Annotated in this window: 18 protein-coding genes; 16 read left to right on the top strand and 2 right to left on the bottom strand. The window is 25.7% G+C overall.

Going from position 1 to position 16,511, the window contains the following annotated elements:
- Nucleotides 1-82 precede the first annotated feature (82 nt).
- From ACYUET_RS06985 to ACYUET_RS06920, 14 genes are all read left to right on the top strand, one after another.
- Complete coding sequence (locus ACYUET_RS06985) at nt 83-547, top strand: glyoxalase/bleomycin resistance/dioxygenase family protein (RefSeq protein ID WP_460278589.1); 465 nt, start codon at nt 83-85, stop codon at nt 545-547.
- A gap of 46 nt (nt 548-593) precedes the next feature.
- Complete coding sequence (locus ACYUET_RS06980) at nt 594-1,310, top strand: SDR family NAD(P)-dependent oxidoreductase (RefSeq protein ID WP_460278588.1); 717 nt, start codon at nt 594-596, stop codon at nt 1,308-1,310.
- A 715-nt stretch (nt 1,311-2,025) separates the two neighbouring features.
- On the top strand, nt 2,026-2,640 hold the full coding sequence (locus ACYUET_RS06975) for a type II toxin-antitoxin system PemK/MazF family toxin (protein ID WP_460278587.1): 615 nt from the start codon (nt 2,026-2,028) through the stop codon (nt 2,638-2,640).
- A gap of 954 nt (nt 2,641-3,594) precedes the next feature.
- Nucleotides 3,595-4,233: a hypothetical protein gene (locus ACYUET_RS06970; protein ID WP_460278586.1), complete on the top strand. Its 639-nt coding sequence runs from the start codon at nt 3,595-3,597 to the stop codon at nt 4,231-4,233.
- Between the two features lie 126 nt (nt 4,234-4,359).
- A complete protein-coding gene (locus tag ACYUET_RS06965) occupies nt 4,360-4,503 on the top strand; it encodes a hypothetical protein (protein WP_460278585.1) in 144 nt (47 codons plus the stop codon).
- A 211-nt stretch (nt 4,504-4,714) separates the two neighbouring features.
- Nucleotides 4,715-5,404 carry a hypothetical protein gene (locus ACYUET_RS06960; RefSeq protein WP_460278584.1) on the top strand — a complete coding sequence of 230 codons (690 nt, stop codon included), beginning with the start codon at nt 4,715-4,717 and terminating at the stop codon, nt 5,402-5,404.
- Between the two features lie 255 nt (nt 5,405-5,659).
- Complete coding sequence (locus tag ACYUET_RS06955) at nt 5,660-6,124, top strand: DUF3990 domain-containing protein (RefSeq protein WP_460278583.1); 465 nt, start codon at nt 5,660-5,662, stop codon at nt 6,122-6,124.
- Nucleotides 6,121-6,594: a hypothetical protein gene (locus ACYUET_RS06950; RefSeq protein WP_460278582.1), complete on the top strand. Its 474-nt coding sequence runs from the start codon at nt 6,121-6,123 to the stop codon at nt 6,592-6,594. Before ACYUET_RS06955 ends, ACYUET_RS06950 begins: the two co-directional genes overlap by 4 nt.
- Before the next feature lie 795 nt (nt 6,595-7,389).
- Complete coding sequence (locus tag ACYUET_RS06945; protein WP_460278581.1) at nt 7,390-7,875, top strand: hypothetical protein; 486 nt, start codon at nt 7,390-7,392, stop codon at nt 7,873-7,875.
- A gap of 132 nt (nt 7,876-8,007) precedes the next feature.
- On the top strand, nt 8,008-8,715 hold the full coding sequence (locus tag ACYUET_RS06940) for a hypothetical protein (protein ID WP_460278580.1): 708 nt from the start codon (nt 8,008-8,010) through the stop codon (nt 8,713-8,715).
- A 59-nt stretch (nt 8,716-8,774) separates the two neighbouring features.
- Nucleotides 8,775-8,957 carry a hypothetical protein gene (locus ACYUET_RS06935; RefSeq protein ID WP_460278579.1) on the top strand — a complete coding sequence of 61 codons (183 nt, stop codon included), beginning with the start codon at nt 8,775-8,777 and terminating at the stop codon, nt 8,955-8,957.
- 205 nt (nt 8,958-9,162) lie between these two features.
- Entirely contained in the window at nt 9,163-9,774 is a 612-nt protein-coding gene (locus ACYUET_RS06930; protein WP_460278578.1) for a cyclase family protein, read from the top strand.
- Nucleotides 9,775-10,076: 302 nt separating this feature from the next.
- Nucleotides 10,077-10,991 (top strand): class I SAM-dependent methyltransferase, encoded by a 915-nt coding sequence (locus ACYUET_RS06925; protein WP_460278577.1) that lies wholly within the window; start codon nt 10,077-10,079, stop codon nt 10,989-10,991.
- 248 nt (nt 10,992-11,239) lie between these two features.
- A complete protein-coding gene (locus tag ACYUET_RS06920) occupies nt 11,240-11,893 on the top strand; it encodes a FadR/GntR family transcriptional regulator (RefSeq protein WP_219779276.1) in 654 nt (217 codons plus the stop codon).
- 58 nt (nt 11,894-11,951) lie between these two features.
- Here ACYUET_RS06920 and ACYUET_RS06915 read toward each other — a convergent pair whose 3' ends face one another.
- Complete coding sequence (locus tag ACYUET_RS06915; RefSeq protein WP_460278576.1) at nt 11,952-13,163, bottom strand: CynX/NimT family MFS transporter; 1,212 nt, start codon at nt 13,161-13,163, stop codon at nt 11,952-11,954.
- Between the two features lie 197 nt (nt 13,164-13,360).
- Between ACYUET_RS06915 and ACYUET_RS06910 the strand changes: the two genes are divergently transcribed.
- Both ACYUET_RS06910 and ACYUET_RS06905 read left to right on the top strand, forming a co-directional pair.
- Nucleotides 13,361-13,924: a nitroreductase family protein gene (locus ACYUET_RS06910; protein WP_460278575.1), complete on the top strand. Its 564-nt coding sequence runs from the start codon at nt 13,361-13,363 to the stop codon at nt 13,922-13,924.
- An 839-nt stretch (nt 13,925-14,763) separates the two neighbouring features.
- Nucleotides 14,764-15,183 (top strand): GNAT family N-acetyltransferase, encoded by a 420-nt coding sequence (locus ACYUET_RS06905; protein ID WP_460278574.1) that lies wholly within the window; start codon nt 14,764-14,766, stop codon nt 15,181-15,183.
- A 569-nt stretch (nt 15,184-15,752) separates the two neighbouring features.
- Here ACYUET_RS06905 and ACYUET_RS06900 read toward each other — a convergent pair.
- The gene (locus tag ACYUET_RS06900; RefSeq protein ID WP_460278573.1) at nt 15,753-16,100 is read right to left on the bottom strand and encodes a four-helix bundle copper-binding protein; all 348 of its coding nucleotides are present in this window, start codon (nt 16,098-16,100) and stop codon (nt 15,753-15,755) included.
- Nucleotides 16,101-16,511: the final 411 nt, after the last annotated feature.

The raw sequence follows: 16,511 nt of genomic DNA, 5'->3' as shown, positions 1-16,511 counted from the left end.
CTTAAAAGTATATAAAATGAGAGGTGGTGAACTTTAGTAAGAGTTTGGTACTTATAATACACTCTCTTACTAAAGATAAGATATGGAATTTAAATTGGCACTATTAGCAGTCAAAGATGTTAATGTCTCTAAACAGTTTTATAAGGAATTATTTGACCAAAAAGTTATTCTTGATTTAGGTAAAAATGTAACGTTTAGTGGTGGGTTTGCAATACAAGAGGATTTTGCGTGGCTTACAAATTTATCTCCTAATTCTGTTAAGGAGAAGTCAAATAATATGGAATTATATTTTGAGGTAGATAACTTTGAAGCATTTATAAAAAAGATACAGGGGCACAAAAATATTGAATATGTTCATCAGCCTAAAAAACATGAATGGCAACAAAGAGTTGTTCGTATTTATGATCCAGACCATCATATTATAGAGATAGGAGAATCTATGACAGTTATAGCAAAACGTTATCTTAATGAGGGATATTCTATAGAGGAAACTTCAAAAATTATTCAACATCCTATTGAATTTGTTGAAATGTGTAAACAAAGCTGATGAATTCAGTTTATTAAACAATTTGGTCTTAAGGGGGGAATGTTTTATGAATAAGGCAATTATTATTGGTGCAAGTAGTGGCATTGGAAGAGAATTAGCAAAAATTTTTTCAAAAGAGAATTATAATCTAGGATTAGCTGCAAGAAGAAGTAATTTGTTATCTGAGCTTCAAAAAGAATTACCTACAAAATCATATATAAAAAGTATTGATATTTCTAAACAAGATGAGGCAATGAGCAAATTAACTGAATTAATTAATGAAATGGGTGGTGTAGATTTAATAATAATAACTTCAGGCATTGGAGATTTAAATGAGGAATTAGATTGGAATAAAGAAAAAGAAGTAATTGATGTTAATGTATCTGGAGTTACATCAATGATAAATATTTCATTAAAACATTTTATGGAAAAAAACTCTGGCCAATTAGTGGTAATATCATCTGTTGGAGGTCTAAGAGGAAGTAGAGGGGCACCTTCATATAACGCTTCTAAAGCATTTCTTTCTAATTATTTAGAGGGGATAAGATGTAAGGTTAGAAAAAGTAACTCTAATATAACAATAACAGATATTAGACCTGGATTAGTAGATACAGATATGGCTAAGGGAGAAGGATTATTTTGGGTTCAACCACTTGAGAAAGCATCATATCAAATATATGATAAAATAAAACAAAAAAAGAAGATAGCATATGTAACTAAAAGATGGGGAGTTATGGCGTTTATTTTAAAGCATATGCCTGATAGAATTTATTCTAAATTATAAAAATAAATAACAGAGTGTAAAATCGCATTATTCAAAGAATTGGATCTGCGATTTTTTTATTCAATACTAAGAAAGTGAATACATTAACTAGAATATTAAACATTATATTTTACCAGCCGTGAATTTATATAAAACTCTTTAAGCTATTAAATTTACAGGGCTAAAGTGGTCTTTGAAAATTTTTCTTAGAATTTTACAATCGCCTGGTAAAGTTTCCTTGAAACCTTGAAGTTTTAATACCTTAATGGTATTATTGATTTTAGAGAATGGCTATTTTACTATGGTTTAACCTTAACATAGGATGTATTTAAATAGGTAATTAATATATCTATAATCCTACTTATAAGCGTTTAACCTTAACATAGGATGTATTTAAATATATGTTCTTTTGTAGTACAATTGCCTAAACGAATCGTTTAACCTTAACATAGGATGTATTTAAACTTTATAACCATATCTATTCCTTGAGCTTGATTCGAGTTTAACCTTAACATAAGATGTTTTTATTTTTAACACTTAATAATGTTATAAAAATAGTTACTAAAAACGTAACTAGTAATGTTACAAAATAAATTAAGTTAAAATGTTTTAGAGAATATAACTTCTTATCTTCTTATATTCATATTTTTATAAATGTTCTTTGAAAATTTAATAATGAAGTATATACCAAATATGCTATAATTTATCTATGAAAGTAAATAAAGGTGGGGTATTTATGAGTATAGATGAATATAATAGATATGACGTTTATTTAGCAAAGTTACCTAAGGCAAAAGGGAGTGTTCAACAGGGGATTAGACCTGTAGTGGTTTGGAATGTTAGCAATTATGATCCAGCTTGGGATGAATATATAACTACGTTGAATTGCTTTTGTTTGACAACGGAAGAAAAAAAGAAACTTCCGGTTCATTTCTTAATAAAAGCCAATAGAAGTTGCTTGAAAGAAGATTCTACTTTTTTAGCGGAACAAGCGTTAATGCTTCATGAGGAAAATTTACTAGAAAAGTGGGGCACTATTACAGATAAGGAATATAGATATATGATATATAAGACAATATCAATACAGTTAAGTCAATCTCCTAAGCCTATGTTTAAATATTTTTATAAATTTTTAGTAGAAGCAAAAGAATCATCACAGGGCCTAGAAGCAATTAATTTTTTAATTAAAAAAGAGGACTTAAAAGAAGAACTTAAAAATGCATTAAAATCTTATCATGATCCTGTAAAAAATATGGTAAGAGATGTTTGTAAGAAACATAATGTTATAGCAGATAGCTACATGAAAGATTTATCAGATGGAAACATAGATTTTTCTTTATTAAATTTGTAATTTTATAATTATAAAGTAGAAAAAATATACAGTAGAAACCGCATTATTCAGAATAAAAATAAATTTGTGGTATTTTTTATACATCAAATATTGCGTAATGCTAAGAAAGTATACAAGTTAACTAGAATATTAAACATTATATTTTATCAGCCATGAATTTATATAAAACTCTTTAAGCTATTGAATTTACAGGGCTAAAGTAACATTTAAAAATCTTTCTAAGAATTTTATAAATAGCTGGGAAAGTTTCCTTGAAACCTTGAAGTTTCAATGCCTTAATGGTATTATTGATTTTAGAGAATGGCTATTTTACTAGGGTTTAACCTTAACATGAGATGTATTTAAATGCTTATGCAGAACAAAAAGACAAGCTTGATAGAGCTAGTTTAACCTTAACATGAGATGTATTTAAATGAAAAGGCAAATAGAATACAATATGTATCTTCTTAGTTTAACCTTAACATGAGATGTATTTAAATAGTCAAGATTCAGTTCAGGACTATAAGCCACCAGCGTTTAACCTTAACATCAGATGTACAATAAAATATCCTTATAGCTATAACCTAATTTTGTGGCTATAAGGATGTTTCTATTTTTGACGATTAATAATGTTATAAAAATAGTTACTAAAAATGTAACTAGTAATGTTACAAGATAAATTAAGTTGAAATATTTTAGAGAATATACCCTCTTATCTTCATATTTTTATAAACGCATAAGATTTAACTATCTTAGGTGTTTTTTTATATGTAATTCTAGAAAAGCATAAAATCTGTATATTTGATGTGATAAATTATATAAATGTTCTTTGAAAATTGAATAGTGTGGTATTTGGAAAATATGATACAATAATGATATATTTATGGAAATAGGTTGCAAGAGTAATTTGTTACGTTTTTATATAATTTACATTGCCATTCGGTATGTAATCAAAAAATTTAAGGAGAGAAGATCATGAAAAGGTATATATTATTAGTAAGTATACTAACAGTAGTTTTAATTATTAGTGGATGTACAAATAATACTAATGAAAGTATGAATAATGAGTCTGCAGTTTCTGGTGAAACTACTAAACTTCAAAAAGAAAGTGATTCTGAAGAGGTTAAAAAGGAAGAAGTTAAGGAATTAGAAATATCATTTCAAGAAATAAGTGATTTAAAGAAGCCTGACATAGAAGAAGCTAGGGATTTTGAGGCATCTCTTAAAAATGGTAGCGTAATAATGATTAATAGATATAATAGTAAAGAACAGGAAGTGTATAATATAGCATCATTAGATAATTTTATTGATTCATTTAATAATGGTAAAGAAGGTTATGTGCGTGTAATTAAGGGAATAATCGAAAAGGATGGTACATTTTTAGTAAATAAACTTGAAGAGTATGAAACTGACGGTAAAGTAATTAAAGATTTAGTATATGATACGTATGCTGATAAAAATAAATTCATACCAGGGAATCCAAGATATTCCGCTAAAATGGTAAAGACATATTCAGATAATGCGATTAGATATGCTATTCTTGAAAGCAAAGATACTCCAGACAATATGGGGGCAACTGTAATTAGTTTTGATAAAAGTAGTATAAAAAATTAACCTTAACGTGAGATGTATTTAAATGTTTCTATGTTTTCAACCACATCAAACTTTTCTGCGTTTAACCTTAACATGAGATGTACAAGAAAACATCTTTATAGCTATAATGTCGATTTTGTGGATATAATGATGTTTTTATTTTTAATTCTTAATAATATTAAAAAAATAGTTACCGGACAAAATAAAATAGAAGAAATAAGTAGGAGTGATGAAGCTAGCAATAAAATACATAAAGAAGTTATTAATTGGGTAAAATATAATAGAAATTAAAATTATGAACTCTAGAAATAGGGTTCTTTTATTATGCAGTAAAGTAAATATATATAATAATATGAAATTTAAATATTTATAGCAATAAAATTAAATATGGATTAGGCAGCAGCTAGTTAAAAATAAGGCTAATTTTATGGATTTGATTAAATAACAGTTTATAGATATAAGATAGTTTTAATGTAAAGTATTGTTTTAGGAGGTGTCCTATTTGGATAATTATAAAGATAAAATAAAAAAATATTTAATAACATTTATTATAATAATCGTATTAGCTATTTTATGTATATTTTTATTATGGATAAGTAAAGGTGGAGATTATAAGTTATATTATTCAACAATAGGATGTCTGTTAGGAGGATTTGTTGGAGGTATGGGAACTTTAATAGCTGTTGTTATAACTACAGAAGAAACAAGAAAAATTCAACAAGAAAATAAGAAAGCTATAATGTACAAAGAATATCTGGAAGATGTAAAACGAAATAAACCAATATTAATATTAAAAGAACAAGATTTAGGTAATGATTATGTTAAAGAAGTGAGATTTAGCATTGGCACAATATATAATGCAAATGTAAATTTACATGAAATAAAAAATGTAGGAATAGGGATTGCTAAAGATATAAAAATAAGTGTAATAACTAAAAATAATTCTAATATTAGTGAATTCTATATCAATTTATTAGAGAAAGATGGAGTTATAAAAGAGTATTCAATAAGAAACTCTCAAGGAAATAGAATGGAAGGAAATGTAGAAAAAATAGAAATAGAATGTAAAGATATTTTTGATAATTTATATTGGACAATTTATGATGTAGAGGAATTTAAAATTCAAAATCAGGTATATTTAAAGATAACCAAAATTAAACACAATAAAAAAATTAAAATAAATAGTATTTAAACCAGATTAAGTAATTAGATGACACTTGTAGAAATATGGGTGTCTTTTATTTTTTCAATATATATTATATTGGCAATGATAGGTTTGAGTTTAACGAAAGCAAGAAATATTTTATATAGAAAGGCATATAAGCAAAAGTTATAGTAATACAGATTATGTTAAGTATTATATATAAATTATGCAAGGAGAATAATAAATAGTATAATGAATATATATTTTAAAGCTTATAAAATAATTAATTATTGGGAGGGGAATATGGAAAATAAGATAGAATTATTTCATGGTAGTGCTATAGTTGTAGAAAAACCACAAGTATTAATTAGTGGATTTTATAAAGACTTTGGATATGGTTTTTATTGTACCAACATTGAGAAGCAAGCTAAAAGATGGGCTTTGTCTAAGAGACCTAATCATATTGTTAATATATATACTTATAATGAAAATAATGGATTAAATATACTTAAATTTGAAAAAATGACAGATGAATGGTTAGATTTTGTTGTTTCGTGCAGAAGGGGAATTGCTCATAGCTATGATCTAGTAGAAGGTCCTATGGCAGATGATACAATTTGGGATTATATAGAAGATTATATAGAGGGAGAAATTACACGAGAAGCATTTTGGGTATTAGTAAAATTTAAATATCCAACACATCAAATAGTTTTTTGTAATGATAAAGCATTAGAAACATTAAAATATGAAAGGAGTTATTCTTTATGATGAATATATTTTTTAAAGACGAAAAAATCACAGAAAATGATTTATATTTTATGTGTTATATAATTGAAAGAATAGCAAGAACTTTGCATACAAGAAACAGAGATGTGGTTAATGCAATTGGTTATGATGAACTTGTAAAGAAAATTAGCCTTGCAAATGTTTTACACTGTGAAAATCCACTCAAAGTAGTAGATGATTGGATTAAAGAATATAATCTAAAAAAAGGTGATTTTAATATATTAGATGTAGACAAGGAATTAGTTGAAAAAGTTCCATCGGAAACGCAAATGGGAAAAGTATATAAAAGACTAATATTAAATACATTAGAATCAAATGAAGATTATATTCATGGTTTAATAAGAGTATATAATTCAAAAGTTTGTGAATTTATTGATGATTATAATTCTAGTGCATATTATGAACCACTACCTACAATTATTAGAAGTTATTATAATTCATCATTTAATTAAAAAATAAATTACATTTATATTTTATAGAAACACTTAGGATTTAATTATCTTAGGTGTTTTTTTCTACGCACTTCTATTAAAGTCTATAATTTTTAGTAATGTAGTAAATTAAAAAATGTTCTTCAAAAATTGAATTATTATAACATTTACCCAATATGCTATAATTAATCCCGAATAGAAAATTATTATTAATTACTAGTAGGAGAGTTAGTAATGCTAGAAAATAATTTAGTATATAATTAGCCATTTGAATTTGAAAACTGGGAGTGGAACATTAAAGGTATAAAATATTTTATAAATAAATACAGGCAGATAGATTGTGATAAAGAAGCAGACTACTATTATGATTTTATACTTCTTGAGTTTAAAGATATTAATGAAAATAGATTATTTACTATACGAAAATACAATAATGAAAATACAATGTCTTTCTTTTGTAACTCATATTTAATAATAAATAAAAATTTATCAGAAGTACTACAAAAATTAAAAGAAAAATATAAAGTTAATGATTTTTATTATTTTGAGATAGGTAAAGGATATAAGAAAATAGAATAATATTGATAGTCATAGAATCAATATTATTTTTTACCAGCTATAAATATTTAATTTCGTTTAACCTTAACATAGGATGTACAATAAAATATTTTTATATCTATAACTTTGATTTTATAGCTATGAAAACTGGATTTAATAGGGGAAGAGTAGATGCTCTTAAAAATTTGAACAATGTGATGTTTACAAAATATCTTATAATTTATTATTGATAGTAAACAGTTTAATCAGGTGAATTAAATGAGAGAAAATAAAGTTGAGTTTGTAACATATTCAAAAAGGCAGAGTAATATTATTAAAAATGGCATAAATGCTATTAGAGAAGTCTTAAGAGGCACAAATATTTCTGAGAAGAAAAGTTTACTACTGTGTTTAGATAAATATATTGATCCATATTATGGCTATAATTTACCTTATCATGATGATATATGTGTTCTTCTTCAAGAACAGTTATTTTTAAATAATGATGAAGATGTTAAGAACGATATCTTAGATTTATTAAATTATTCACAGAAATCATTAGATTATTTAGCTGATAAGATAGAACTGTTAAAATTAGAACCTAAACTTTTAAGTAAGGCATTATATGCATTATGGCATACTTGTGATAATAAATATTTGCCTATTTTTCTTAAATATGAAAATAATCAAAATGATATTATTAGCTGTGCGGCAAAAGATATTTTATCAGATATATTGGAAATAGATGAAAATTATAATCCATAAATTTATATAAAACTGTTTAATCCATTGAAATTACATGGTTAAAGTGATTTTTAAAAATTGAACAATATGATATTTCTAAAATATGTTATAATAAATTAGGGATATTTTGATGGATTAAGTGAGGAAAAATATATGTTATTAAAACGATTGTTTAAATTAAAAAATATTTATAAAAATAGAATATTTAACATGATTTTAGTTCTTATTATGATTATAACATTGGAAAATTACTTTATAGGATGTGGTACTAAGAATATTAAAGAAATTAAAACATCCAAAGAAACAAGTGATAAAAATATGAATGAAGTTATAAAAGAAATTAGAGAATCACAAATTGCATGTTTTACTGAAATAGCATATGCTTCAAAAGATAAAGTTATTTTGCATGGAGATGTTGGATTAATTGTTTATAATATGGTGAATAAACAAATTTATAGAGCAATAGATTTAAAATGTATTAATATGAATCATATTCAAGGTGATAAAGTTACTATATTGGATGTAAACAAAGATGCAAATCAAATATTAATATATAATGATGACATAGATGACAAAGATGACAAAGATATATATTTATATAATATAGAAAATGATACATTAGAAAAAACTGATACTAAAAAATTTACACCTGACTATGATAAAAGAGATTATTTTGATTTTGAACGTTTTAAAAAATATACTGATATGGATATTGTCTCTAATTGCTTTAAAATAGATGATAGTAATGTATGTTATTTAATTTATCCTAAAGAATCAGGGGGGGCTGAAGGAATATCATATTTGCAAATTGTTATATTAAATAAAGAAACAAATGAAGAAAAAAGATATACTATATTTTAGTTAATTTGTAGTTGAGAAGATATGATAATTGTAAAAAGAAAAAGGGAGGAGCATTTAAAATGACTGTTGATGAAATAAGAAGAAGACATTATACACAGCAAGGAAAAGAAGAAGGCATTAAACAATGGAAATTAGAAATAGCAAAAAATTTATTAGATATTTTAGATAATAAAACAATAGCTACAAAAACTGGATTAACAGAAGATGAAGTAGATGCTCTTAGGAAAAAAGAAAGCAATTAATATTTTATAGAAACACTTAGGATTTAATTATCTTAGGTGTTTTTTTATGCAATTTTAAAAAAAGTACATAATCTATAGATTTTACTTAGTAAGTAATTAAAAATATTCTTTAAAAATTGAATATTTAGGTATAATGGTTTATGTTATAAGAAATGTTATACTATATGAAAATATAAAGACAATATAATAGAAAGTAGGATTTTGCATGATAATTGATATTACACAAACGACTAGAATAGGGAGAGTTTATAGGGCAGGTTCAGAGCCTTTAAAAGTTCAAAAAGTTACGCGTTTTTCAAAAGGTGGAAGTGAGTATACCACAACTTCTTTTTCATGTGATGTTCACAATATGGGCACTCATATTGATGTAATGGGGGCAGATGTTTCAATAGAAAATGAACGATTAATATCAGAAGGAATAAAGTTTGACGTTTCACATATAGTAGATAGACCTATTAAATTGAGTGATTTAGATATTGACCGTATTAAAGAAGGTGTTTATGTATTTTTTCAAACTGGTTGGGATAAGTATTTTGAAGACGAAGAAAAATATAATAACCATCCTGAAGTGTCTATAGAAGTTATAGAATATTTAGTTGATAAAAAGGTCAATATGATAGGAATAGATACTTTAGGTTTAGGGGTTGGAAGAAACCATGGAATTGTAGATGTTTATTTAGGTAAAAATAAGACTTATGCTATAGAAAATTTGGCTAACCTTGATAGTATACCTGAAGAAAATTTTAAAGTTTATTGTTTGCCAATGAAGATAGAAGGATTAGATGCTTTCCCAGCAAGAATATTAGTAGAATATTAATATAGTTTATAAATTAAAATATTGCATTATTCAGAAATGAATTTGCAGTATTTTTTTGTTTGCAATATTACTAAAGCATACAAGTTAACTATATTAATAAGAAGCAACGATTATTTAAATAATCGTTCATAAATCAAATATATATTTTTATATGTCATTGTATTAAAAAAACGCCACTATAAATGTGACGTTTTTATGAATTTTTTACTTTTATTATATCTAGTATACCATAAAACACGAAAAATGTAAATACTTGTAATATGTTTAATAAATTGGTATTAATTATTAGAGGTGATAATTTTATGGAACAAAAAAGTATGACTGCACTCATAAGTGCATTTTCAAGAGCATATCATTCAGTGAAAAACAAAGAGAAAGTTTTTGATGATTATTTAGCAAAGGATATTCTAACTCAGAATGAGTATGAACAAATTGCTAGTAATATGTCAAAAGGTATCAAATTTTTTAATCCATCATTTGAGGGTACACAGGATGAAGCTTTACGCTTTATTGTTGATAATCAGTTATCCCCAACTCCAATTGGTAGAGCTGCATTTACAGAAAGATCGCTTGAAAATGCAGTAAAAATTGGTGCAAAGCAATATTTGATTTTTGCTGTTGGGTATGATACATTTGCATATCGTCAGCCTGATTGGGCAAGAAATATTCAAATATTTGAACTTGACCATCCTTTAACTGGTAGAGATAAGCAAAAGCGTATTCAAAAAGTAATGCCAGAAATACCGTCTAATCTACACTATATACCTATTGATTTTACAGAAAAGACTTGGGAAAGAAATATAATTAAATGTTCTCAATTTGAGCAAAGTAAAGTAAGTTTTTGTAGTTTACTTGGGGTGAATTACTATTTGAGTAAGAAAGATTTTGCATATGCAATTAATACTATTTCAAGCATTGTGCCAAAAGGCAGTAGCATTGTTTTTGATTATCAAGATGAAGATACGTATACTGAAAAGGCAGGTGAAAGAGTTAAAAAACAAATTGAACTCACTAGTGCATCAAATGAAAAAATGCTTGCAAGTTATTCTTATTCAGAGCTAGAAAAACTATTGGCTAATAGCAATTTTTTAATTTATGAACATTTAACACCAAATGAAATAACTAAGCAGTATTTCAAAAAATATAATCAAGCAAATCCAGAGCATCCTATAAAAGCATTTGATAATGTGAATTATTGTTTGGCAGTTAAGAACTAAAAGCAAAATTTAAGAGATTAGTATAATCCTTGCTTAATTAATATGTTTTTAGAGAAGACAACTTCTTATATTTATATGTTGATAAAAAGATAACTTCTTTTAATTTTGAATATTAGTTTTAATAAATAATTAAACTATTTTTATAGCAAATGTGATATCAAATTTATTGTTCGCATAATAATATTCGTCTATAATATATAGTAAATATAACTATTTTATTTTTTGAAATTTATAGGAGATAAATTTAGATGAGTATAAATAAACCAATTCGAGTATCATTAACTAAACAAATAGCAGATGAATTTGAAAATGCAATTTTACGAGGGGATTGGAAAGTTGGAGAAAAAATTCCTTCTGAACCTGAATTGTGTACCCAATTTAATGTAAGTAGAAATACTATTAGAGAAGCTCTTCAATCATTAATTCAAGCTAGTGTTTTATCGTCACGTCAAGGTTCAGGAACTTATGTTATAGCAAGTAGTAGATTTGAAGCGAATATGAAAGAGATGTTAACAAAATCTAGTGTTAATGAGATAGCAGAAGTTAGATGGTTCCTAGAAAAACAAATTGTACGTTTAGCTGCAGAAAGATGTAATGAAAATGATATTAGGAATATGAAAGAAGCTTTATTAGAAAGAAACACTATTAAAGATACTGTAAAGGAAAATTCTGTTGCAGACCTAAAGTTTCATATAGAGATCACAAAAGCTTGTCATAATTCTATTTTTTATGATTTATACAAAAGTATTTCTAAGTATATTCAAACTGAAATACATAATAAAAATCTTAAAAACTTAGATGAAAATAAAATAGATAATTTTCATATAGAGTTATTTGAAAATATATCTTCTCATAATCCTGATAAAGCATCTAATACAATAGAAAAAATATTAAATCTATAAAGAAAAATGCTATACTATATCAAAAGTGAATTTGATATAGTATAGCATCTTTATGTTTTTAACACTTTTCTACAGTTAAGTCTTCTAAAAAGTCATCTACAACTTCATTTTTCCCGCACTTTAATCCACATCCAATTAATAATAAAATACAGAAATTTAGTATTATTAAGGGGATCATCCATGATGATGTAAAATCAAAAATAAATCCTAGCATAAAAGGACCAATTGCAGCAAATGCATATCCAGCTGATTGAGCCATTCCAGAAAGTTCAGTTGCTTTTTTATCATTTGGGGAACGAAGAGCTATAAATGCAATAGCAAGACTAATACTTCCGCCCATACCAATACCTACAAAAATAAGTGAAATAATTATTAATGAAGTTGATTTGAAAACCATAAGAAAAATCATTCCTACAAAATATATTGCAGATGATAGAGTAGCTATTCCTCTTTGGTTTTTAAACTTATCAGCTATTATAGGAAATAATAGAGTAGCTGGAAGTCCTACTAACTGAAATAAAAAAGACATAGTACCGGCAAATTCAGAACTCATTCCTTTTGAAATTATAATTGATGGTAGCCATGCAACTAAGCAATAAAATATTAGGGATTGGATTCCCATAAACAAAGTAACCCACCAAGCAAGAGGAGATTTCCAAATAGATGAATTTTGTTTGTTTTCAGTATTATTGTTAGACATTTTAATTTGATTATTATTTTTAAGTTGTGGTATCCAAATAAACACAGTTATTAATGTTAGTATTGACCATATGCATAATGAATTTCTCCAACTTAAGTTGAATTTATTTACTAATGGTACACTTATACCAGATCCTACTGCTGCTAAAATACACATGCTTGTTGTATAAACACTTGTAATTACCCCTGTATTTTTTGAGAATTTTAGCTTTATAATACTTGGAATTAAAACATTACCTATAGCGATTCCAATTCCTATAATAGCAGTACCTAAAAATAATCCTAATGCATTTGTATAAGAACGTATTAGTTCTCCGATAAATATGAATGCTAGACCAACCATCATTGTTTTCCCATATCCTAACTTAGAATTTATTTTAGAAACAAACGGTGAAAAAATAGCAAATATAATAAGAGGTACTGTTGTAATAAATCCTGCAATACTATTACTTAAATTAAATTGGCCTTTTATTAAATTTATTATAGATCCAACGGAAGTAATTGGCGCTCTTAAATTAAAAGATATGAAAATTATTCCTAAAATTAAAAATATTTTTGTTGATTTTTTCATTTAAATCCTTCTTTCTTTCAATTAACTTGTCCAATCATTGGACAAGTTAATTATAATAATATATAATTCAAAAGTCAATAAAAATGATGTCCTTTGAAAACTGAATAATGTGATGATTATAAAGTATGTTATAATTAGTGCATTATCGTAAATTATTATGAATATTGTAGATTTGGTACTAATTGAGGAGGGCTAATATGGATGTAATAAAAGCAATAGAAGAGCGGAGAAGCATAAGAAAGTTCCAAGATAAAACAGTATCAAAAGAGATAATAGAAAAAATTTTAGAATTAGCAACTAAAGCGCCTTCAGGGAAAAATCGTCAACCATGGAGGTTTATTGTCTTACAAGATAGAAGAAAAGATGAATTGGTAAGCCTTATGAAGTTCTCCTTAAATAGAGATAAGAAACAGAATAAGCCTACTGGTAGTTTTGAGTTAAGCATTAATTCAATTAATGAAGCATCAGCAGTAGTTTTAGTATTTAATACATTTTCTAATTTTGAAGAGGACTATAATCACTACAGATTGCTTACTGATACTCAATCAATTGGTGCTGCTATACAAACACTACTTTTAGCAGCACAGGATTTTAAATTAGGAACTTTTTGGATTTGTGACATATTTCATTGTGACAAAGAAATATATTCATGGTTAAATATTAAAGATGAACTTGTAGCAGCAGTAGCAATTGGATACTCCAACCAATTACCATATCCACGACCACGAAAGTTGCTAGATAAAGTTGTAAAATGGATATAAATTTTATTTAGATATGTAATACATAAAATTCTTAGATCATGAATTAATAAAATTAAATAACAGGTTGTAAAGTCGCATTATTCAAGAGATTGAATTTGCGATTTTTTACTGAGTGATACTACTAAAGTGTATAGTTTACTATAATATTAAACATTCTATTTTACCAGCCGTGAATTTATATAAAACTCATTAGTTCATTGAAATTACAGGGATAAGGTGGGTTTTAAAAATTTTCCTGAGAATTTTACAATCGCCTGGTAAAGTTTCCTTCAAAGCTTGAGGTTTCAATGCTTTAGTGATATTATTAGTTTTAGAGAATGGCTATTTTACTATGGTTTAACCTTAACATGAGATGTATAATAAAGATTTTAAAACTTTACAAGGCTTAGGATTTAACGTTTAACCTTAACATGAGATGTATAATAAATCTGCTATAGATACATTAATATTAGCATTTGAATTACGTTTAACCTTAACATGAGATGTATAATAAAAGAACAATTAGTAGAATTGGTAGAACTTGCAAAAGAGTTTAACCTTAACATGAGATGTATAATAAAGCATCCTTATAGCTATAATTTTGATTTTGTAGCTATAAGGATGTTTTTATTTTTAATTCCTTAGTAATGTTATAAAGATGGTTACTAAAAATGTAACTAGTAGTGTTACAAGAGAGATTAATAAGTTGAAATATTTTTAGAGAAGACAACTTCTTATCTTCTTATATTTATATGTTGATAAAAATGTTCTTCAAAAATTGAATAATGTAATAATTGTAAATATGATATAATTTAGTAATTAAAACTTTAATCTTTATAAGGAAAGGATATTTTAAGATTATGATTATTGAAAAGTTAAAGATAGAAGACATTTATCAGGTATTAGAATTGCATAGTACTCTTATACCATTTGAAATTTCTTTTGATAAAGCTATTGAAACATATAAAGAAATGCTAATGAATGAAAATTATTATTTAGCAGTTGCTAAGGAAGATGATAAGATTATAGGTTCGGCTATTGGGATATGTTGTAAATGCTTAGCAGTATCTTTTTTAGTAATTGAAGATGTAATTGTTAAAGAAGGAGTAAAAGGAAAAGGTATAGGACGAAAGTTAATGGAATCACTTGATGAGTTTGCTAGAACAAAAAATTGTGCTTATGCAATTCTTGTATCATCTGATTTTAGAAAAAATGCACATCAATTTTATGAAAAAGTTGGCTTTACAGACAGCGTGAGAGGATTTAGAAAAGTTTATTAGCTAAATAATAAACTATAATGTATAGAATAATATAATTATTAATTTTAGAGAATGACTATTTTACTGTGGTTTAACCTTAACATGGGATGTATTTAAATATCTCTTTTCTAAAAATTTCACCTGGTTTTAATTCAGTTTAACCTTAACATGGGATGTACAATAAAATATCCTTATAGCTATAATTTTGATTTTGTAGCTATAAGGATGTTTTTATTTATAACTTTTAATAATGTTATAAAAATAGTTACTGAAAATGTAACCAGTAATGTTACAAGAGAGATTAACAAGTTGAAATATTCTTAGAGACCATAGCTTCTTATCTTCTTATATTAATATGTTGATAAAAAGATAACTTCTTTTAATTTTGAATACCAATTTTGAGAAAGAATTTAAGATTATATTGGGAAAGTAAAGTAATTAATACTTTTAGAAATGTTTAGGATTTAATTATCTTAGATGTTTTTTATGTAATTATATTGAAGTATACAATCTTTAGATTTTATGTGATAATTTTAAGAATAATAGAAAAGTGGTTTCTATACTAACTACTTTTCTATTTGGAGTATTAATTACATGCTAGACATATTTTTGCATTCAGTTGAACATTTTTTACATTCAGCTGCACACTTTTTGCAGTGATCATCTGTAAACATTTCACATTCTTGTGCACATTTATCACAAACAGTAGCACAGAGTTGACAATGTTCCTTTGTAAATTGAGCATTCATAGACATCATTGATGATGACATTTGGCACATACATGCACATTCAGCAAGCATGCTTATACAGTTTTTTCTTGCAGCGACATCAGATTCATTTAAGCATGCTGTAAAGCATTCATGACATGCTTGAGCACATCTATTGCATTCATCAATGCAGGTTTGAAATTTATCTGTTGAATTTGTTGCTATCCCCATTATAATAGCCTCCTTAAAATTATTTTATTACACAAAAATTATTATCCGTAATAAATCAATAATTATACAAAAGTTGAAAGTTGAAATATTCTTAGAGAATATAGCTTCTTATCTTCTTATATTCATATGTTGATAAAAAGATAAGTTCTCTTAATTTTAAATACCAGTTTTTCTAAAGAATTTAAGATTATCTTAGGACAAAAGAAGGTAATTAATATTTTTATAAGAATTTAGGATTTAATTATCTTAGGTGTTTTTTTATATGCAATTCTATTAAAACGTATAGTATTTAAATTTGATGTAGCAAGTAATAAAAATGATTTTTGAAAATTGAATAATTTGATATTTACAAAATATGCTATAATCGATTTAGTACAGTAATTTATTATGTCAATAATTTTTACATGATGT

The sequence above is a fragment of the Clostridium sp. CTA-5 genome (assembly GCF_054768135.1).
This window is presented reverse-complemented; position numbering and strand designations above follow the sequence as displayed.